The 20,000-nt window shown below is 50.6% G+C and carries 14 protein-coding genes, 2 tRNA genes and 6 rRNA genes (2 of these 22 running past the window's edge); 18 read left to right on the top strand and 4 right to left on the bottom strand.

Annotation, left to right across the window (positions count from 1 at the left end):
* From DB847_RS00150 to DB847_RS00160, 3 genes are all read left to right on the top strand, one after another.
* Window positions 1–2,122 (top strand): 23S ribosomal RNA (locus DB847_RS00150) (it extends 771 nt beyond the left edge of the window).
* A 71-nt stretch (window positions 2,123–2,193) separates the two neighbouring features.
* Window positions 2,194–2,308: ribosomal RNA gene (gene rrf / locus DB847_RS00155) — 5S ribosomal RNA — on the top strand.
* Window positions 2,309–2,678: 370 nt separating this feature from the next.
* Complete coding sequence (locus DB847_RS00160; protein ID WP_108648904.1) at window positions 2,679–3,875, top strand: NupC/NupG family nucleoside CNT transporter; 1,197 nt, start codon at window positions 2,679–2,681, stop codon at window positions 3,873–3,875.
* A 152-nt stretch (window positions 3,876–4,027) separates the two neighbouring features.
* Here the strand turns inward: DB847_RS00160 and DB847_RS00165 are convergent, their stop codons facing one another.
* The 4 genes from DB847_RS00165 to DB847_RS00175 all read right to left on the bottom strand — a co-directional run bounded on the left by DB847_RS00165 (window position 4,028) and on the right by DB847_RS00175 (window position 7,330).
* Window positions 4,028–5,296 carry an HD-GYP domain-containing protein gene (locus DB847_RS00165; RefSeq protein ID WP_108648905.1) on the bottom strand — a complete coding sequence of 423 codons (1,269 nt, stop codon included), beginning with the start codon at window positions 5,294–5,296 and terminating at the stop codon, window positions 4,028–4,030.
* 93 nt (window positions 5,297–5,389) lie between these two features.
* On the bottom strand, window positions 5,390–6,139 hold the full coding sequence (locus DB847_RS25255; protein ID WP_234418470.1) for an MFS transporter: 750 nt from the start codon (window positions 6,137–6,139) through the stop codon (window positions 5,390–5,392).
* Window positions 6,124–6,555: an MFS transporter gene (locus DB847_RS25260; RefSeq protein WP_234418471.1), complete on the bottom strand. Its 432-nt coding sequence runs from the start codon at window positions 6,553–6,555 to the stop codon at window positions 6,124–6,126. The genes DB847_RS25255 and DB847_RS25260 overlap by 16 nt, the downstream gene beginning before the upstream one ends.
* A gap of 4 nt (window positions 6,556–6,559) precedes the next feature.
* Window positions 6,560–7,330: a helix-turn-helix transcriptional regulator gene (locus DB847_RS00175; protein WP_159084295.1), complete on the bottom strand. Its 771-nt coding sequence runs from the start codon at window positions 7,328–7,330 to the stop codon at window positions 6,560–6,562.
* A 233-nt stretch (window positions 7,331–7,563) separates the two neighbouring features.
* Between DB847_RS00175 and DB847_RS00180 the strand changes: the two genes are divergently transcribed.
* From DB847_RS00180 to DB847_RS00250, 15 genes are all read left to right on the top strand, one after another.
* Window positions 7,564–8,340 carry a DUF3450 domain-containing protein gene (locus DB847_RS00180; protein ID WP_159084296.1) on the top strand — a complete coding sequence of 259 codons (777 nt, stop codon included), beginning with the start codon at window positions 7,564–7,566 and terminating at the stop codon, window positions 8,338–8,340.
* Window positions 8,337–9,662: a MotA/TolQ/ExbB proton channel family protein gene (locus DB847_RS00185; RefSeq protein ID WP_108648908.1), complete on the top strand. Its 1,326-nt coding sequence runs from the start codon at window positions 8,337–8,339 to the stop codon at window positions 9,660–9,662. The genes DB847_RS00180 and DB847_RS00185 overlap by 4 nt, the downstream gene beginning before the upstream one ends.
* Window positions 9,662–10,174, top strand: coding sequence for a MotA/TolQ/ExbB proton channel family protein (locus DB847_RS00190; protein ID WP_108648909.1), 513 nt, complete (start codon window positions 9,662–9,664; stop codon window positions 10,172–10,174). Before DB847_RS00185 ends, DB847_RS00190 begins: the two co-directional genes overlap by 1 nt.
* Before the next feature lie 3 nt (window positions 10,175–10,177).
* Window positions 10,178–10,585, top strand: a complete 408-nt coding sequence (locus tag DB847_RS00195; RefSeq protein WP_108648910.1) for an ExbD/TolR family protein — start codon at window positions 10,178–10,180, stop codon at window positions 10,583–10,585.
* Complete coding sequence (locus DB847_RS00200; RefSeq protein ID WP_108648911.1) at window positions 10,575–11,237, top strand: energy transducer TonB; 663 nt, start codon at window positions 10,575–10,577, stop codon at window positions 11,235–11,237. The genes DB847_RS00195 and DB847_RS00200 overlap by 11 nt, the downstream gene beginning before the upstream one ends.
* The gene (locus tag DB847_RS00205) at window positions 11,237–12,472 is read left to right on the top strand and encodes a tetratricopeptide repeat protein (protein WP_108648912.1); all 1,236 of its coding nucleotides are present in this window, start codon (window positions 11,237–11,239) and stop codon (window positions 12,470–12,472) included. The genes DB847_RS00200 and DB847_RS00205 overlap by 1 nt, the downstream gene beginning before the upstream one ends.
* A 366-nt stretch (window positions 12,473–12,838) precedes the next feature.
* A 16S ribosomal RNA gene (locus DB847_RS00210) occupies window positions 12,839–14,377 on the top strand.
* Window positions 14,378–14,440: 63 nt separating this feature from the next.
* Window positions 14,441–14,516: transfer RNA gene (locus tag DB847_RS00215), tRNA-Glu, on the top strand.
* Between the two features lie 183 nt (window positions 14,517–14,699).
* Window positions 14,700–17,590, top strand: a 23S ribosomal RNA gene (locus DB847_RS00220).
* 71 nt (window positions 17,591–17,661) lie between these two features.
* A 5S ribosomal RNA gene (rrf, locus tag DB847_RS00225) occupies window positions 17,662–17,776 on the top strand.
* A 53-nt stretch (window positions 17,777–17,829) separates the two neighbouring features.
* Window positions 17,830–17,905: transfer RNA gene (locus DB847_RS00230), tRNA-Thr, on the top strand.
* A gap of 33 nt (window positions 17,906–17,938) precedes the next feature.
* Window positions 17,939–18,053, top strand: a 5S ribosomal RNA gene (rrf, locus tag DB847_RS00235).
* Together the 16S, 23S and 5S rRNA genes with 2 tRNA genes alongside form the textbook arrangement of a ribosomal RNA operon.
* 147 nt (window positions 18,054–18,200) lie before the next feature.
* A complete protein-coding gene (locus DB847_RS00240) occupies window positions 18,201–18,941 on the top strand; it encodes a substrate-binding periplasmic protein (RefSeq protein ID WP_108648913.1) in 741 nt (246 codons plus the stop codon).
* Between the two features lie 167 nt (window positions 18,942–19,108).
* Window positions 19,109–19,861: a bifunctional demethylmenaquinone methyltransferase/2-methoxy-6-polyprenyl-1,4-benzoquinol methylase UbiE gene (ubiE, locus tag DB847_RS00245; protein ID WP_108648914.1), complete on the top strand. Its 753-nt coding sequence runs from the start codon at window positions 19,109–19,111 to the stop codon at window positions 19,859–19,861.
* Window positions 19,862–19,869: 8 nt separating this feature from the next.
* Window positions 19,870–20,000: the 5' end (the start) of a ubiquinone biosynthesis accessory factor UbiJ gene (locus tag DB847_RS00250; protein WP_108648915.1), read on the top strand. Its footprint extends 484 nt past the window's final position; only the first 131 of its 615 coding nucleotides appear in the window; the start codon lies at window positions 19,870–19,872; its stop codon lies off the right edge, out of view.

Raw genomic sequence — 20,000 nt, forward strand, 5'->3', positions numbered from 1 at the left:
AAAGGCCAATCAAACCGGGAGATAGCTGGTTCTCCCCGAAAGCTATTTAGGTAGCGCCTCGGACGAATACTATTGGGGGTAGAGCACTGTTTCGGCTAGGGGGTCATCCCGACTTACCAACCCGATGCAAACTCCGAATACCAATAAGTACTATCCGGGAGACACACAGCGGGTGCTAACGTTCGTTGTGGAGAGGGAAACAACCCAGACCGCCAGCTAAGGTCCCAAAGTTATCACTAAGTGGGAAACGATGTGGGAAGGCCCAGACAGCCAGGATGTTGGCTTAGAAGCAGCCATCATTTAAAGAAAGCGTAATAGCTCACTGGTCGAGTCGGCCTGCGCGGAAGATGTAACGGGGCTAAGTGATACACCGAAGCTGCGGCAGCATACTAGTTATGCTGGGTAGGGGAGCGTTCTGTAAGCCTGTGAAGGTGGATTGAGAAGTCTGCTGGAGGTATCAGAAGTGCGAATGCTGACATGAGTAACGATAATGGGGGTGAAAAACCTCCACGCCGAAAGACCAAGGGTTCCTGTCCAACGTTAATCGGGGCAGGGTGAGTCGACCCCTAAGGCGAGGCCGAAAGGCGTAGTCGATGGGAAACAGGTTAATATTCCTGTACTCGCTGTAATTGCGATGGAGGGACGGAGAAGGTTAGGTGGGCCAGGCGTTGGTTGTCCTGGTGAAAGTGCGTAGGCTGAGTGTTTAGGTAAATCCGGACGCTCATTAGGCTGAGACACGAGACGAACATCCTACGGGATGGAAGCCATTGATACCCTGCTTCCGGGAAAAGCTTCTAAGCTTCAGATTACAGAGAATCGTACCCCAAACCGACACAGGTGGTCGGGTAGAGAATACCAAGGCGCTTGAGAGAACTCGGGTGAAGGAACTAGGCAAAATAGTACCGTAACTTCGGGAGAAGGTACGCCGCTGATGGTGAAGTCCCTTGCGGATGGAGCTGTCGGTGGTCGCAGTGACCAGGTGGCTGGGACTGTTTATCAAAAACACAGCACTGTGCAAACTCGAAAGAGGACGTATACGGTGTGACACCTGCCCGGTGCCGGAAGGTTAATTGATGTCGTTATCCCTCGGGAGAAGCGGTTGATCGAAGCCCCGGTAAACGGCGGCCGTAACTATAACGGTCCTAAGGTAGCGAAATTCCTTGTCGGGTAAGTTCCGACCTGCACGAATGGTGTAACCATGGCCACGCTGTCTCCACCCGAGACTCAGTGAAATTGAAATCGCTGTGAAGATGCAGTGTACCCGCGGCTAGACGGAAAGACCCCGTGAACCTTTACTACAGCTTGGCACTGAACATTGAGCCTGCATGTGCAGGATAGGTGGGAGGCTTCGAAGCGGTAACGCCAGTTATCGTGGAGCCATCCTTGAAATACCACCCTTGCATGTTTGATGTTCTAACCTCGGTCCATTATCTGGATTAGGGACAGTGTCTGGTGGGTAGTTTGACTGGGGCGGTCTCCTCCCAAAGAGTAACGGAGGAGCACGAAGGTGGGCTAAGTACGGTCGGACATCGTACGGTTAGTGCAATGGCATAAGCCCGCTTAACTGCGAGACAGACACGTCGAGCAGGTACGAAAGTAGGTCATAGTGATCCGGTGGTTCTGAATGGAAGGGCCATCGCTCAACGGATAAAAGGTACTCCGGGGATAACAGGCTGATACCGCCCAAGAGTTCATATCGACGGCGGTGTTTGGCACCTCGATGTCGGCTCATCACATCCTGGGGCTGGAGCAGGTCCCAAGGGTATGGCTGTTCGCCATTTAAAGTGGTACGCGAGCTGGGTTCAGAACGTCGTGAGACAGTTCGGTCCCTATCTGCCGTGGGCGTTGGATGATTGAGAGGAGTTGCTCCTAGTACGAGAGGACCGGAGTGAACACACCTCTGGTGTTCGGGTTGTCACGCCAGTGGCACTGCCCGGTAGCTACGTGTGGAACTGATAACCGCTGAAAGCATCTAAGCGGGAAGCAGGCCTCAAGATGAGTCATCCCTAAGACTTTAAGTCTTCTGAAGGGCCGTCCGAGACTAGGACGTTGATAGGCAGGGTGTGTAAGCGTTGTGAGGCGTTGAGCTAACCTGTACTAATGACCCGAGAGGCTTAACCATACAACACCCAAGTGAGAGACGCTTGTGTGTCTTGAGAACGAATTAATCACTTTCTGGATTTAAGTTTTTTGTCTGGCGACCATAGCGCGGTGGCCCCACCTGATCCCATTCCGAACTCAGAAGTGAAACGCCGTAGCGCCGATGGTAGTGTGGGGGTTCCCATGTGAGAGTAGGTCATCGCCAGGCTTTATTTAAGAAAAACCCCGGTTCATCTGAGCCGGGGTTTTTTGCTATCTGGCCCTTTCAACTTTCAGTCATTAGCTCCCTTTGGCGCTCCTCCCTGGTTTTGACCTTTACCTGTCCCTGCCTCATGTAAGGGGTGCGCGAGATTGATACAACTCGTTGCACTTTGAGCAGTTACCACTATCGAAAATGTGCATGGGATCCCGGAAAATGAGCATAATCTTGCGTAGAATCGCGCAGGAATGCCCCTGGCGGGCTTAAGTCATACCTTGCGTCCCGATTCAATCATCATGAATCTTTTACTGCGGTTGCTCGCAACCCGGGACATTATTTTCGTGCACTCTCTAATTGAGTTTTGATATTCGGTGTCTCTATGTTTCTTGAAGTGAAGAAGTATCTGTTATTTGTCGTTGGGATTTTTGTTGTTCTTGCATTAGCTTACCTATTTAGTACGGATCGCAAACTGATAAAGAAGCGGCCGATCCTACAGATGCTGGTGATCCAATTGGTCCTGGCCTGGGTATTGATGAAAACAACGGTCGGCTTAACCGTTGTCGGAGCAATTAATGGGTTCTTTGTCAGACTGATGGGATATGCGAATCAGGGCGTCAGCTTTGTATTTGGGGATCTGGCTGGTAAGGGGCATTTTATTTTCTATTTGAAAGTTTTGATGCCGATTATTTTTATTTCGGTACTGATTGGAATACTTCGGCACTTCAAAATACTACCCATTATTATTAAGTACGTTGGATTGACTCTAAGTAAGGTGAATGGTTTAGGAAAGCTTGAGTCTTTTAATGCGGTAAGCTCTCTGTTGGTTGGTCAGTCAGAAAACTTCATTGCGATTAAACAGCTGATTCCTCATATGACCCCTCAGCGCCTTTACACTCTCTCTGCGACCGCAATCTCCACAGTTTCAATGTCGATCGTCGGCTCCTACATGCAGATGATCGAACCTCGCTATGTGGTGACTGCGATTTTGCTTAATATGTTCAGCACCTTCATCATTGTTTCTGTGATCAACCCTTATGAGCTCAAAGAGGGAGAGGATCTTGTGGTCACAGAGGAGCATAAGCGACAAAGCTTTTTTGAGATGCTGGGTGAGTACATCATGGATGGATTTAAGGTCGCAGTGGTGGTTTCTGCCATGCTGATCGGCTTTGTTGCCCTGATTGCCGCGATCAACAGTGTATTTGATATGGTTATCGGGATCACCTTTCAGCAGCTTCTTGGATACGCTTTTTCGCCCATCGCCTATATGCTGAATATTCCATGGAATGAGGCGGCTCAGGCCGGAAGCATTATGGCTACCAAGATAGTCACTAATGAGTTTGTCGCCATGATCGATCTGATGCATGCCAAGGGGCTCAGTCATCACACCATCGGAGTGGTTTCTATCTTCCTGGTTTCTTTTGCAAACTTTAGCTCGATTGGAATGATCTCCGGAGCCGTTAAGGGTCTGTGTTCCGAGAAGGGAGATATTGTTGCTCGCTATGGTTTTAAGTTGGTGTATGGAGGCTTTTTGGTAAGCCTGCTATCCGTAGTTGTTGCCGGTGTGATGATTGTCTGATGACTTAGGTCCTGCTCCTCTGGAAATGAGCCAGACCGAAGAGCAATAGCGTTTAAGTTATGAAAAGGCCGCGAATGCGGCTTTTTTTATGAGTGATCTTCAATGAGAACACGGGCTCATCCTGATTATTGGTAAGGCTGTTTTAGTTTTAATTATTTTTTGCTGTCGCCCGGATCAAAATAATAGCTGATCCGGGTTCGGGGGCTGAGGTATTCAAAGACGGCCGGAGGCAGCTTTTTAGGGTGGACGACACACTCGATGGAGAGCCCAAGCTCCTCGAGATCAATAACTGGAGCCTCACCTCTTGGAATATCTTTATCGTAGATGAGGACGCTGGGAAACAGCAGACGCTCGCTATTGACTGACATCACCAGGCCGACTCTTCCATCAGAGAGCTTAACTACGCTACCTGGCGGATAGACTCCCAGGAGCTTGATGAGATTGCCCAGGTGCTGCTTGTTGAGTTTTTTACCGAAGTTTTTATACAAATAGGACAGAGCAGAGAAGGGGACCTTGGACTTTTTCATATCAAAGGGATGGCACAGCATGTCATACTCATTGACGACGGAGATCACCTGAGTGAGCTCATCAATCTGATTACCCTTAAGTTTATCCGGATAGCCGGAGCCATCGAGCATCTCATGATGACGCAGTACGATCCCCTTGGCACTATCAGGAAAAGTTGCGGCCAGGTTCAAAAAATCCAGCCCATAGTTGGGATGCTCTTTGAGAAGATTGATCTCTGGCCCTGTCAGTGGTTCTTTCTTACGCAGGATCTGCGATGGGATCTTGAGCTTACCCACATCGTGAAACAAGGCGCCCATTCCGATGGTTTGTAGCTGCTCCTCGCTTAATTTAGCTTCTCGTCCGAGCATCATGGCCAGGATCGAGACATTCAGGGAGTGGTAATAGATATCCTCTCCCTCTTTGCTGTCAGACATCAGATGTAACACCACCTGGTCTGCCGATAACAGCTGAGCTGCTATCTCATTTATCAGCTCCTGTGACTCTTTGATCGCGGTCAGTGGCTGGCTTTGGATCTTACCCATCACACCTCTGACCTGGGAGAGTGAACGCTTGAAGTTATCTTCGCACTTAATGAGACTGCGCCGGTATTTCTTGAGACGCTCGATCCGCTGCTCCTTGTCTGCGGCAAGCTCCTGTTCAATGGAGCTGATCGCTTCGTCATCTTCACTGCTTACTGCCTGGGAGCGTTTTTCATCTACGGCCAGGGGCGGGGCATCGCTCTTGTCGGGAACTATGATGACATGTTTAATACCAAGGCGTTGAATCAGGGAGATCTGTTCAGCGCTCTTGATCTTAAAGCTGCTGAACATAAATGGATGATCTTTCCAGTTTACGGGCAGAGTCACATAATTGCCGATCTGTAGGCGCTCAACCGCAATCCGGATCCCACTCATTACAATGCTGCTCCTGGTTCAAATGACGGGCTTTTTTTCAGTATAGGTAATTGATACCTCAAGTTCCGAGCTTTGGCTTATATTTCAGACTACTTAACTGTGATCTACCTTATAGAAACACAGTAGGCTCGCGGCAATCAGTAGCAGTGAGACTTCAAAGACGGCGTGGTAACCAAACCATTGAGCAACAACTCCTGAGATGGCACCACCAATGATTGCACCTGTTTTTATGGTGTTGCTATAGAGTGTGGTTGCACCTCCCGGCGCATGGCTGAGGAGATCCTGGAAATAACACATGCCGATACTGGCCAGGATCCCGATAAAGATGGCATTAAACAGCTGAATACCAATCAGGCCAACCGGAGTTTCAAACCATAAAAGCCCCCCATAGAAGAGCAAGCCTGCAACTGCGGCACTTAGCATCATTACCTTCTTACCATAGTGGCGGGTGTAGTAGCTGCTGATCAACATTGCCGGTATCTCGAGGCAGGCAGCGGTCCCCATCATGATGCCGGCCCACTTCTCTTTAAGCTGCAGGGTGTGGGAGATATACAGGGGCATGTCGATTATATACATGCTGTTACAGGTCCACATCAGGGTCGAGCCAATGATTAGTAATCGGACATCCGGGTTTTGCCAGGCGCGAAGTGCCGGGGAGGCAACTGAGTTGCGCCTGGGACTATTGGGGAGCCGGAAGCCGACAACCAGGCAGCAGGCCAAAAAAGCGATGGCTGCCCCCAGGTAGAGATATCTGAATCCATAAGCGATCGCCACGGCAAAAGCTATGGGTGGCCCTATGACCCAGGCCAGAGAAAACTGAGCTCGCATCAGGGAGGTAAACATGTCTGTGCTTTTTTGTTGCTGTTCGCTGTGCTCTCTGGCAAGGGCAAATAACTGGGGGATGCAGTAGACGCAATACTGCTGAGTAATACACCAAGGATCAGCAGGATCCAGAAGTTGCGATTGAGAGCAAATAGTATGCTCATCAGGGTTCCGGCAAGGCAGCAGTAGATAATAAGCCGCTTTCGAGCAGACCCCCTGTCTGAGTGATGAGCCAGCCATTGGCTGATCATGATCCCGGCCACGGCATTGGCGGTGTAGAAGACTCCTATGAGCAGAGGATTGGCATGAACATCGTTTGCAAGAAAAAGGCTCAGGGTTGAAAACTGCAGGGCGATGGCGGTTCCGGTCAGGAAGGTTACAACTAAAAATGCAAAGGAGGCACTGTCGCTTTGCTTCATCAGGGATAGGAGTTTCATTGGATCAGATCAAAAGGAGAGCTAAGAGGCATATTTTATGAGGCCCCTGATATAGGAAGCAAGGGCCCGGACTTTCAGGATTATGTTTAGTCTGGTAACTCTCCATACTCAAGGGTCTTGCGGGGGGGTGCAGAAGCCCGGCATACACGGCTCTGGCTATCGCCTGATAGCGGTTGCTTGAGTCGGTTTTTGACGCGGATTGGGTCAGGTGATAATTGACGGTGCGTTCACTGATTCCGAGTATCTTGGCGATTTCCCAGGAGGTTTTCCCTTCACTGGCCCAGCGCAGGCACTCACACTCTCGTTCTGAAAGATCCTTATTGAGGATCTTAAAGTACCTGGAGCCATAGAGCTCACAAGCCTTGTCAAACAAGTGGTTGGCGCAAAGCAAGAGTGAGGCCAGTGAACTCGATTGTGAATCGGATCTGCTCTGAGAGTTCAAAAAGAGCGACAATATGGCGTGATAGTGACAGGGGCCATGCAGAGGAATACTGAGTCCTTCATAGAGCCCTGCTTCTCGGGCTGCATGCAGAAACTTAAGCTGTAACGGCTTTAGCTGGTATAAGAATCTTAGCTGATCCCAATAGATGGGTCGGCTTTGCCTGTAACTGAGGTCGACTATGGGATCGATCTCCAGTAGCTGATTCTGCGCATAGTAGTGATTCCATGCCGAAGGGGTGTTTCGATTAAATAGTGCCTTTGGCGAGGGAACCGGATTAAATAACCCGAAACAGAAATAGTTGTAACCGTGAGCCTCAGTGACTTTTTGTAGCAACTGAGTAAATTCTTTACGGGATGAGCAATGGCTAATTTCCTGGAGCAGTGCAGAGGGCACGGTAATTAACTCTCATAAAAATGGGACTCGTACGAGTATATAATATAAAGGGGGTTGTCTTCATCTCGTTTACAATTTGTCCACCTTTAGCGGCTCCATAAACTTGCTTTTTTAAGCCAAGTTAGGCTTTATAAGCCCTTTATTATTCCTTGATGGTGTGGAGTGCTTCCCCTGTGTTGAAATTCTTGATCTCCCTGGCGTTGATAGGGCTGGCTTTCGGGCTGTCTATCTGCCGGGCCGACCCTTTACAACAAGCCCTGCAGATCCAGCAACAGACTAATCAGCAGTCCAGGGCGCTGCAGCAGGAGATCAGCCGTCAGGATGAGAAACGCCAGGAGATGCGAGCTGAGCTGGCCCAACTGAAAGTGCAGCAGGGGCAGTGGAGCATCTATAACCATTACCTTAAAAAGCAGGGAGAGGATCAGCTCAAGCGTAAACAGCAGTTGACCCATCAGCTTGATGAGCTATCCACAACCCGGGCGGAGCTGGTTCCCCTGATGGAGCAGATGATTAGCCAGCTTGAACTCTTTGTTCAGCAGGATATTCCCCTGCATCGACAAGCTCGACTGGCCCGTGTCCAACTACTCAGCAAGATGATGGGGCGTTCCGATCTGAGTATTGCAGAGAAGTACCGCCAGGTAAGCCAGGCCTACCAGCAGGAGCTGCACTATGGTAACTCGGTGACTACTTATCAGTCTGCTTTTAAGACGCCACAGGGAGATATGCTTCAAGCCAACTATTTCCATTTTGGTCGGCTGCTACTGGCTGTACAGACTCTCGATGCAAGCCGCGGCTGGCGCTGGGATGCAGCAAAGCAGCGTTGGATCGCGCTAGAAAACGAGCAAAATGATGAGATTGCTCAGGCGATCCATTCCCTGAAGAGCCAGCAGCCTCTGTCTTTGCTAAAGCTTCCCTTGCTGGCGGCTCCGGTGATCAAGGAGGCTTCATGAAGCGGTTTATTTTATTGGTCCTGTTATTCACTGCTGTTGCAGCCCAGGCCTCTGAAGCGATAAAAGACGACCTGATTGTAAAAGCAGATCAGCAGCAGCAACAGCTCAGGCAGCAGGGGGTTGCTCGCCAGCAGCAGATGGAACAAAGCCAAAAATCTCTGAGCCGGGAGCTGGCTAAGGCACGTCGGGAGCTTAAGCAGTTAAAGTCTGAGAGTAAAAAGCTAACGGACAGCAACCATCAGCGCGATCTTGAACTGGCCAAGCTACAGTCTCAACTGGCCGGGAAAGAGGGGGATCTCAGAGAGCTGTTTAGCAATGCTAAGCAGCGGGTGACCCAGTTTCAGTCTCAATTTGAGCGTTCTGCGGTTGTAGCTCAATATCCCGGACTGCAGAGCCAACTAAACGGGTTAGCCAAAAAGGAATCGCTTAATGTTAAAGATCTGCAGCTGTTTTGGAGGCTTGAGTTAGATCAGATGCAACATGCCGCGACGACCCAAAGATTTAATGCCAGGATTTATGAGCGAAACGGCAGTGCACACCAGGCGCAGGTTGTGCGAGTTGGTCCTTTTATGTTGCTGGGTGGTGGGCAGTTTTTACGACTGCATCATCAGCAGATCTTTGTACCCCAGCGTTCGGTACCCTCAGCCTATAACAGGGGACTAGAGTCATTTACCCAGGCGACAAGGGGTTGGCACTCTCTATATGTGGATCCCTCCCATGGTCAGTTGCTGAACCTGCTCTCCAGACAGCCAACTCTATGGGAGCGGGTGCAGCAGGGAGGGATCATTGGTTGGGTGATTGTGGTCCTGGCACTGCTCGGGATCCTGATTGCGCTCAGTCGGCTATGGATCCTGACTCGAGTCAATTTCAGTGTTAAAGCCCAGCAAGAAAGCCCTCAGGCTTTGGAGGATAACCCGCTGGGTCGGGTGCTGAGGGTCTATGAGGCCAATCCGGATCAGGATGTCGAGACCCTGGAGTTAAAGCTCGATGAGGCGATTTTGCGTGAGCTACCTCCTTTGGAGCGGGGCATCTCAATGATCAAGATCCTGGCCGCGGTCGCCCCTATGTTGGGGCTATTGGGAACTGTAACCGGAATGATCGGGACATTTCAGGCGATCACCAGTTTTGGGTCCTCAGATCCGGGTGTGATGGCCGGAGGGATCTCTATGGCACTGGTTACCACTGTGTTGGGTCTCATTGCAGCGATCCCGCTTATTCTATTGCATAGCATGGTGCAGTCACGTTCCAGCGCTCTGGTTCATCTATTGGAGCACCGGGCGGCAGGTCTTATTGCGCAACGAGCAGAGCAAAGAAAAACCTGATGAACCTGTTTCTGCAAGCATGGGGGTTTCTGAGCGCAGGCGGCACTATTCTGTGGTGGATCATTGCTGTGTTGGCGGTGATGCTGTTTTTACTGGCGGAGCGTTGGTTGTTCCTTAAGCTGGAGTTTCCCCGGATAGCGCAGCATCGTTGTGAACAATGGCTACAGCGTCAGGAGAGAAACTCCTGGTACGCAAGAGTTGTTCGTGAAGAGGTTCTTGAGCTGAGTCGTGAAGAGCTATATCGGAGCTTTTCTCTCATCAAGGCACTGGTCATGGTCTGCCCCATGCTTGGATTGTTGGGGACAGTCACCGGAATGATCGGGATTTTTGATCTCCTGTCCCTGCATGGTGCCTTGTGGATGAAGTTTATGGAGTCCGGTATTGCCAGGGCAACCATCCCGACCCTGGCAGGCATGGTTGTCGCGTTGATCGGCCTGCTGCTGTTTAACCGACTGGAGACCGCCGCAAAACGAGCCATGAACCGAATGGCAGATCAAATGGTAAGAGAGTAGAAGATGAGAAGACGACGCCTATTAAAGCCCGATGAAATTCAGATCGATATGACACCCATGCTGGATATCGTCTTTATTATGCTGATCTTTTTTATCGTCACCAGCACCCTGGGTCAGCAAAAGTCGATCAAGGTGAATACACCGACGGCCGTATCCGGCCAAAGTCGCGCCGCGCAGCCTGAACTTGTCACCATTAGTGCGGATGATGCCATCTTTGTGGGACGACGCCAGGTCTCCCTGACTGAGCTGTCAGGCATTCTGTTGCAGAAGGTTGCCAGTGACCCAAAGGTCAGCCTGCTGATTGATGCCGATAAGCTGAGCCATCACGGTATAGTGATCAAGGTGATGGATGTTGCCAAGTCCGTTGGTGTCTCAAAAGTTGCGATGGCGGTAAACCCGGGTGCTGAATAGGTTTCTGCTTGCCGGCCTATTTGCCGGGGTGATTACCCTGGGGACCCTGCTGTTTATGGCTTCCCTGGTGAAACCTGTGAAGCTCATGGCTCCCCGTCAGCAGCCGATCGAAGTTGCGCTGCATGATGAATTGCCAGCTTCCGGAGTGATCAAAAAGCAGCTGCCTGCGCCAAAGCTGTTACTCAAGGCGCTTCCTGCAATGAATAAGCCCCAGTTGTCACAGGGGGGAGATATAGGCTCAGCTGCCAGCCTGCCGAACCTCAAGCTGTCTGCTATCGAGCTACCCGGAAGCTTGCCTGTCCCTGTATTTAGCAGCCCCGGAAAGTTTGAGATGGGCAACACCTTTGGTGGTGCAGGTGGAAGTTTGCTGACCCCGCTGTTTCGCACCCAGCCAACCTATCCAGTGGCGGCACAGAGGGCAAACTTAAGAAAAGAGGTCAGGGTTGAAGCCTCATTCGTTATTACCCCATTAGGGCAGGTGAGTAAAATCCATATCGATAAGGTGTCTATCTCTGATCCATGGCGACGCTTCTTTGTAACTGAGGTGACCCAGGCTCTTAAGCAGTGGCGCTACAACCCTCAGTATCAGCAAGGCAAAGCGGTTGCTGTCCCGCAGACGGTGCTGTTCAAATTTACTCCGGGAGTTCACTGATGCGCAATCGGGTACTTCTGTTTCTGTTACTGATAGCCAGCGGTTACAGCTGGGCTCAGCAGCCACCCACCCAGATGGTGCAGGGACAGATCCATCACGCCTATACCCTCTGCACACAAGGTAGCTGCCAACAGGCAATTGAGCGACTCAGGGAGATAGCTCCGGCCAATAAGGCCGATGAGGCTTGGTTGGCAAGAGCCCTGGGTGAACTTTTATATCGTCAGCATCAACCAAAGCAAGCCTTGGCTCAGTTGGAAGTTGCGCTCAGCAGCCATAACTTCGATGGCGCTTCGCTGCGTGAGTTACTACAGCTGATGGGAGCGATTCATTATAACCAGGGGCAGTATGAGCAGGCTTTGGAGCGATTCAGACAGGCGTTGCCTCTGCTTCAGGAGGAGGACTCCGGAGTATCGGCCCAGCTTTGGGATGGAATGGCCAGTAGTTATTGTCAGTTGGGTGAGGCAAAGCCGTGTTTGGAATATGCCCGGAGATCTCTTGGGGTAAAACCCTCTCCCTTGCGATATCAGTTAAAGCTTGCAGCCCTGATCCAGTTAAAGCGCTATCAGCAGGCTCTGCCTGTGGCAAAAAATCTGATTCACCTTCAGCCCAAAAATCTAAGCTGGTGGCAGCAGGCGATCATGCTGTCTTTAAACTTGAGGGATCGGCCACAGGCTCTGCGCTTATTACAGCTTGCCCAGCAGCAAGACGTTTTGAAAAGTGCTCAGGATTATCGCTTACTCAGTCAGTTGCTGGTTTCTCAGAAGATGCCCTATGCTGGCGCTCAGCTCTTAGAGTTGGCGATAGTAAGGCACATCATCACTCCCCGGGACTCAGATCTTAAAGAGTTGAGTCAGTACTGGCAGATGGCTCATGAGTGGCTAAAGGCTGCAAAGGTTCAGTCGCAACTCGCCAGGAGGACAGAGAAACCTCAGGATTATCGACTGGCTGCTGAGCTTTACCGGATGGCCGGGAATCAGGAGGCGCGGCAAAGAGCTCTGAATGAAGGGCTAGACAGATCTTTGAAGCATAAGCAGCCCTTGGGTTATTTTGCTTATCAGTTGGCACAGCTTCATATCAGTGATCATCAATACTCTCAGGCGCTTGCCTATAGCCAGTTGGCGATGAGGGATCCAAAAACCCGGGATACTTCCTCCGAGCTCTATCACTGGCTGCTGGCTCAGGGGATTGAGTGTGACACAAGTTGCGCCACTGTTTTACAGCAAAATAGCGGCTGAATGTGGATAATTCTGTGAATAGCCATTCATAAAGTTGTGCTTAACTCTATATCTTGAATTTTCTGCGATTTTTCCGAATAAAACGCTTGCGTCGCGGCGGGAGATCTCTATAATTCGCTTCCGTTGTCAGGCAGCGCCAAGCGCACTGAGGACAGAGTCAAAAAGTTGAAACAAACGGCTTGACTCAAAATTCGGAACGGGTAGAATGCTCGTCCTGCTTCGAAAAGAAGCAACGCTCTTTAAAAATTAGAACAGGCAATCTGTGTGGGCACTCGCAATGAATTGAAGCGATAAAACATATTTTATCTCTTTATATTGTTGAGTGACTATATAAGTTAATTCAGTGATTAAAGAGAGCAATGATTTAAATTGAAGAGTTTGATCATGGCTCAGATTGAACGCTGGCGGCAGGCCTAACACATGCAAGTCGAGCGGAAACGAGAAGTAGCTTGCTACTTCGGCGTCGAGCGGCGGACGGGTGAGTAATGCATAGAAATCTGCCCAGTTGAGGGGATAACCACTGGAAACGGTGGCTAATACCGCATAAGCCCTTCGGGGGAAAGAGGGGACCTTCGGGCCTCTTGCGATTGGATGAGTCTATGTGAGATTAGCTAGTTGGTGAGGTAAGGGCTCACCAAGGCGACGATCTCTAGCTGGTTTGAGAGGATGATCAGCCACACTGGGACTGAGACACGGCCCAGACTCCTACGGGAGGCAGCAGTGGGGAATATTGCACAATGGGGGAAACCCTGATGCAGCCATGCCGCGTGTGTGAAGAAGGCCTTCGGGTTGTAAAGCACTTTCAGCGAGGAGGAAAGGGTGCGTATTAATACTACGTATCTGTGACGTTACTCGCAGAAGAAGCACCGGCTAACTCCGTGCCAGCAGCCGCGGTAATACGGAGGGTGCAAGCGTTAATCGGAATTACTGGGCGTAAAGCGCATGCAGGTGGTTTGTTAAGCCAGATGTGAAAGCCCGGGGCTCAACCCCGGAATAGCATTTGGAACTGGCAGACTAGAGTCCTGGAGAGGGGGGTAGAATTTCCGGTGTAGCGGTGAAATGCGTAGAGATCGGAAGGAATACCAGTGGCGAAGGCGGCCCCCTGGTCAGAGACTGACACTCAGATGCGAAAGCGTGGGGAGCAAACAGGATTAGATACCCTGGTAGTCCACGCTGTAAACGATGTCAACTTGAAGCTTGTGACTATAAGTTGTGGGTTTCGGAGCTAACGCGTTAAGTTGACCGCCTGGGGAGTACGGCCGCAAGGTTAAAACTCAAATGAATTGACGGGGGCCCGCACAAGCGGTGGAGCATGTGGTTTAATTCGATGCAACGCGAAGAACCTTACCACCCCTTGACATACTGAGAATTTTCCAGAGATGGATTAGTGCCTTCGGGAACTCAGATACAGGTGCTGCATGGCTGTCGTCAGCTCGTGTCGTGAGATGTTGGGTTAAGTCCCGCAACGAGCGCAACCCTTGTTCACAGTTACCATCATTAAGTTGGGGACTCTGTGGAGACTGCCGGTGATAAACCGGAGGAAGGTGGGGACGACGTCAAGTCATCATGGCCCTTACGGGGTGGGCTACACACGTGCTACAATGGCGGATACAAAGGGCAGCGAACTCGCGAGGGTAAGCGAATCCCATAAAGTCCGTCGTAGTCCGGATTGGAGTCTGCAACTCGACTCCATGAAGTCGGAATCGCTAGTAATCGTGAATCAGAATGTCACGGTGAATACGTTCCCGGGCCTTGTACACACCGCCCGTCACACCATGGGAGTGGGTTGCAAAAGAAGTAGGTAGCTTAACCTTCGGGAGGGCGCTTACCACTTTGTGATTCATGACTGGGGTGAAGTCGTAACAAGGTAACCCTAGGGGAACCTGGGGTTGGATCACCTCCTTACCTATACGCTTTATCATGCTAGTGTCCACACAGATTGTACTGTTCGAAATTTAAGAGACTTGTGTCCCCTTCGTCTAGAGGCCTAGGACACCGCCCTTTCACGGCGGTAACAGGGGTTCGAATCCCCTAGGGGACGCCACTTTGAAAATGCATTTGTTAAGTGTATTTCCAAAGTGGTTTTTTATGACCATAGCTCTTTAAAAATCTGGAAAGCTGATTAAATTCAAAGTTCTTTAGACATAACAAGTGTCTTGGAAACTTGAGGCGGAAAACAACTAATACATTAGTTGCTTTATGACCCTGAGTTCATTTGGGGTTGTATGGTTAAGTGACTAAGCGTACACGGTGGATGCCTTGGCAATCAGAGGCGATGAAGGACGTGCTAACCTGCGAAAAGGGTTGGTGAGCTGGTAAGAAGCGTTATAGCCAACCATGTCCGAATGGGGAAACCCACTCACTTTTAGTGAGTATCTCATGCTGAATACATAGGCATGTAGAGGCGAACCCGGGGAACTGAAACATCTAAGTACCCGGAGGAAAAGAAATCAACCGAGATTCCCTAAGTAGCGGCGAGCGAACGGGGATTAGCCCTTAAGTTTGATATGAGCAAGTGGAACGGTCTGGAAAGTCCGGCGATAGAGGGTGATAGCCCCGTACACGTAAGCGAATATTGAATGAAATCGAGTAGGTCGGGACACGTGGTATCTTGACTGAACATGGGGGACCATCCTCCAAGGCTAAATACTCCTGATTGACCGATAGTGAACCAGTACCGTGAGGGAAAGGCGAAAAGAACCCCTGTGAGGGGAGTGAAATAGAACCTGAAACCGTGTACGTACAAGCAGTGGGAGCATCCTTCGGGGTGTGACTGCGTACCTTTTGTATAATGGGTCAGCGAGTTACTTTCAGTGGCGAGGTTAACCGAATAGGGGAGCCGTAGGGAAACCGAGTCTTAACTGGGCGAATAGTCGCTGGGAGTAGACCCGAAACCCGGTGATCTAGCCATGGGCAGGTTGAAGGTTGAGTAACATCAACTGGAGGACCGAACCCACTAACGTTGCAAAGTTAGGGGATGACCTGTGGCTGGGGGTGAAAGGCCAATCAAACCGGGAGATAGCTGGTTCTCCCCGAAAGCTATTTAGGTAGCGCCTCGGACGAATACTATTGGGGGTAGAGCACTGTTTCGGCTAGGGGGTCATCCCGACTTACCAACCCGATGCAAACTCCGAATACCAATAAGTACTATCCGGGAGACACACAGCGGGTGCTAACGTTCGTTGTGGAGAGGGAAACAACCCAGACCGCCAGCTAAGGTCCCAAAGTTATCACTAAGTGGGAAACGATGTGGGAAGGCCCAGACAGCCAGGATGTTGGCTTAGAAGCAGCCATCATTTAAAGAAAGCGTAATAGCTCACTGGTCGAGTCGGCCTGCGCGGAAGATGTAACGGGGCTAAGTGATACACCGAAGCTGCGGCAGCATACTAGTTATGCTGGGTAGGGGAGCGTTCTGTAAGCCTGTGAAGGTGGATTGAGAAGTCTGCTGGAGGTATCAGAAGTGCGAATGCTGACATGAGTAACGATAATGGGGGTGAAAAACCTCCACGCCGAAAGACCAAGGGTTCCTGTCCAACGTTAATCGGGCAGGGTGAGTCGACCCCTAAGGCGAGGCCGAAAGGCGTAGTCGATGGGAAACAGGTTAATATTCCTGTACTCGCTGTAATTGCGATGGAGGGACGGAGAAGGTTAGGTGGGCCAGGCGTTGGTTGTCCTGGTGAAAGTGCGTAGGCTGAGTGTTTAGGTAAATCCGGACGCTCATTAGGCTGAGACACGAGACGAACATCCTACGGGATGGAAGCCATTGATACCCTGCTTCCGGGAAAAGCTTCTAAGCTTCAGATTACAGAGAATCGTACCCCAAACCGACACAGGTGGTCGGGTAGAGAATACCAAGGCGCTTGAGAGAACTCGGGTGAAGGAACTAGGCAAAATAGTACCGTAACTTCGGGAGAAGGTACGCCGCTGACGGTGAAGTCCCTTGCGGATGGAGCTGTCGGTGGTCGCAGTGACCAGGTGGCTGGGACTGTTTATCAAAAACACAGCACTGTGCAAACTCGAAAGAGGACGTATACGGTGTGACACCTGCCCGGTGCCGGAAGGTTAATTGATGTCGTTATCCCTCGGGAGAAGCGGTTGATCGAAGCCCCGGTAAACGGCGGCCGTAACTATAACGGTCCTAAGGTAGCGAAATTCCTTGTCGGGTAAGTTCCGACCTGCACGAATGGTGTAACCATGGCCACGCTGTCTCCACCCGAGACTCAGTGAAATTGAAATCGCTGTGAAGATGCAGTGTACCCGCGGCTAGACGGAAAGACCCCGTGAACCTTTACTACAGCTTGGCACTGAACATTGAGCCTGCATGTGCAGGATAGGTGGGAGGCTTCGAAGCGGTAACGCCAGTTATCGTGGAGCCATCCTTGAAATACCACCCTTGCATGTTTGATGTTCTAACCTCGGTCCATTATCTGGATTAGGGACAGTGTCTGGTGGGTAGTTTGACTGGGGCGGTCTCCTCCCAAAGAGTAACGGAGGAGCACGAAGGTGGGCTAAGTACGGTCGGACATCGTACGGTTAGTGCAATGGCATAAGCCCGCTTAACTGCGAGACAGACACGTCGAGCAGGTACGAAAGTAGGTCATAGTGATCCGGTGGTTCTGAATGGAAGGGCCATCGCTCAACGGATAAAAGGTACTCCGGGGATAACAGGCTGATACCGCCCAAGAGTTCATATCGACGGCGGTGTTTGGCACCTCGATGTCGGCTCATCACATCCTGGGGCTGGAGCAGGTCCCAAGGGTATGGCTGTTCGCCATTTAAAGTGGTACGCGAGCTGGGTTCAGAACGTCGTGAGACAGTTCGGTCCCTATCTGCCGTGGGCGTTGGATGATTGAGAGGAGTTGCTCCTAGTACGAGAGGACCGGAGTGAACACACCTCTGGTGTTCGGGTTGTCACGCCAGTGGCACTGCCCGGTAGCTACGTGTGGAACTGATAACCGCTGAAAGCATCTAAGCGGGAAGCAGGCCTCAAGATGAGTCATCCCTAAGACTTTAAGTCTTCTGAAGGGCCGTCCGAGACTAGGACGTTGATAGGCAGGGTGTGTAAGCGTTGTGAGGCGTTGAGCTAACCTGTACTAATGACCCGAGAGGCTTAACCATACAACACCCAAGTGAGAGACGCTTGTGTGTCTTGAGAACGAATTAATCACTTTCTGGATTTAAGTTTTTTGTCTGGCGACCATAGCGCGGTGGCCCCACCTGATCCCATTCCGAACTCAGAAGTGAAACGCCGTAGCGCCGATGGTAGTGTGGGGGTTCCCATGTGAGAGTAGGTCATCGCCAGGCTTTATTTAAGAGAAAGCCCACCCTATCGGTGGGCTTTTTTGCAGGTTCAGGCTGCTGATATAGCTCAGTTGGTAGAGCGCACCCTTGGTAAGGGTGAGGTCCCCAGTTCAAATCTGGGTATCAGCACCACGCATTCGATTTACTAAGAAAAACAAGTTTTTGCCTGATGACCATAGCGAGCTGGCACCACCTGATCCCATTCCGAACTCAGAAGTGAAACGGCTTAGCGGCGATGGTAGTGTGGGGGTTCCCATGCGAGAGTAGCTCATTATCAGGCACCTATTTTAGCCCCGGCAGATATCTGTCGGGGTTTTTTCGTTTCTGGACTTTGAGATCCCTTTTGTGCCTCAGGCTGGGTTAAAATTGGAAACGTTAACAGAGCCTGTCCTACGCTTAAGGTGAGTTAGGCAAAGGAGTGCTTAAGATGTTCAGACTATGGCTGCTATTGGTGTTAGCAGCATCTGTTGCTTCAACTGCTCAGGCTGACATAGTGAGATTAGCCAATGGTGAATGGAAGCCCTATATGTCGGCGGATCTTAAGCATTATGGTGTTGTCTCCTATATAGTCCGGGAGGCGTTTAAGCTTGAAGGGGATCAGGTGAAGTATCAGTTTCTTCCCTGGATGCAAGGATTTGAGGAAGCCAGACAAGGAAGGTTAGATGGCTCAGTGGTTTGGAGTAAAACGGCCCAAAGGAGCAATGATTTCTATTTTTCCGATCCGGTAATTCAGCTCAATCAGGTGCTATTTCATCGGGTTGGTGAAACGATTCGTTGGACCCATTTAAAAGATCTTGGCCGCTACCGCTTTGGTGGTGTGATCGGCTATCACTATGCGCTGGATCCTTTGATCCGAGAGGGGGTTATCAGGATGTCCAGGGTTCCCTCCGAGCAGGCTAACTATAAAAAGCTTCAGGATAAGCGCATCGATCTCATTGTGGAAAATGAAGACGTCGGCCAGGCGATGATCCATCAGCTAGGTTTGACGGGGAAAATCCAGGCATCAAACAAGCCGCTGCGACAAGTGGATTACCACCTTATCATCTCTAAAAAGAATCCGCAGGGCAGCGCCCTGGTGGAGCGATTCAACAAGGGGCTAGCGAAGCTTAAAGCGAGCGGTCGCTACCAGAAGCTTCTCGAACAAAACCGCCAGGGTTTCTTCAAATAATCTTCTCATAAAGCAAGGGTTAATAGGCTTTGAGTCGGGCTGAGAGGGCCTGTTTGTTTCTAAACCAAGGGGGTTGGCTGTGCCCGGTTTTATTAACAGGAATTTCGCAATTGACATCCCTTGCAGTACACTAGCTTCACTTTCTTGAACTGGGATGATTGGGCTTCATGGCTGAGTCAAAAAAAACGACACACTTTGGCTACAAAGATGTAGCGGTCGATAAAAAAGAGGAGCTGGTTGCTGACGTGTTTCACTCCGTGGCCGCTAAATATGACCTGATGAACGATATCATGTCATTTGGGATCCATCGTTTGTGGAAGCGCTTTGCTATAGATTGTAGTGGTGTTCGTAAAGGCTCTAAAGTACTGGATCTGGCCGGTGGAACCGGGGATCTGACTGCAAAATTCTCGCGTATAGTTGGTGATGAAGGTCAGGTGGTTCTTGCGGACATCAATGAAGCGATGCTCAAGGTTGGTCGGGATAAACTCCGTAATAATGGTATTGCAGGAAACGTGGCCTATGTACAGGCGAATGCCGAGGCGCTGCCTTTTCCTGATAACTACTTTGATCTCATCACCATTGGCTTTGGTCTGCGCAATGTCACCGATAAGGAGAAGGCACTGCGTTCCATGTATCGGGTACTGAAACCCGGCGGTAGGCTGTTGGTTCTTGAGTTTTCTAAGCCGACCAATGCGTTGATGAGTAAGATGTATGATCTCTACTCCTTTAAGGTCCTGCCCAAGCTTGGGGCGATGATCACCAAGGATGCGGATAGCTACCAGTATCTCGCGGAATCAATCCGCATGCACCCGGATCAGGAGGGATTGAAATCTATGATGGAGGAGTGCGGATTTGAGGAGGTTGACTATCACAACCTTACTTCAGGTGTTGTTGCCTTGCATCGTGGATATAAGTTCTAGGAGTTATCATGCCATTTGAGCAGTTGGCTATCTCCCTGGTTGAAAGTGGTTGTAATCAGTTGAACCGAATGGATAACCATGGGAGAGCAAGGCGGGAGCGCTTGGACGGGAAGGTCATTGCACTGAACCTTAGGGAGTG

The sequence above is a fragment of the Dongshaea marina genome (assembly GCF_003072645.1).
GTDB classification, from domain to species: domain Bacteria; phylum Pseudomonadota; class Gammaproteobacteria; order Enterobacterales; family Aeromonadaceae; genus Dongshaea; species Dongshaea marina.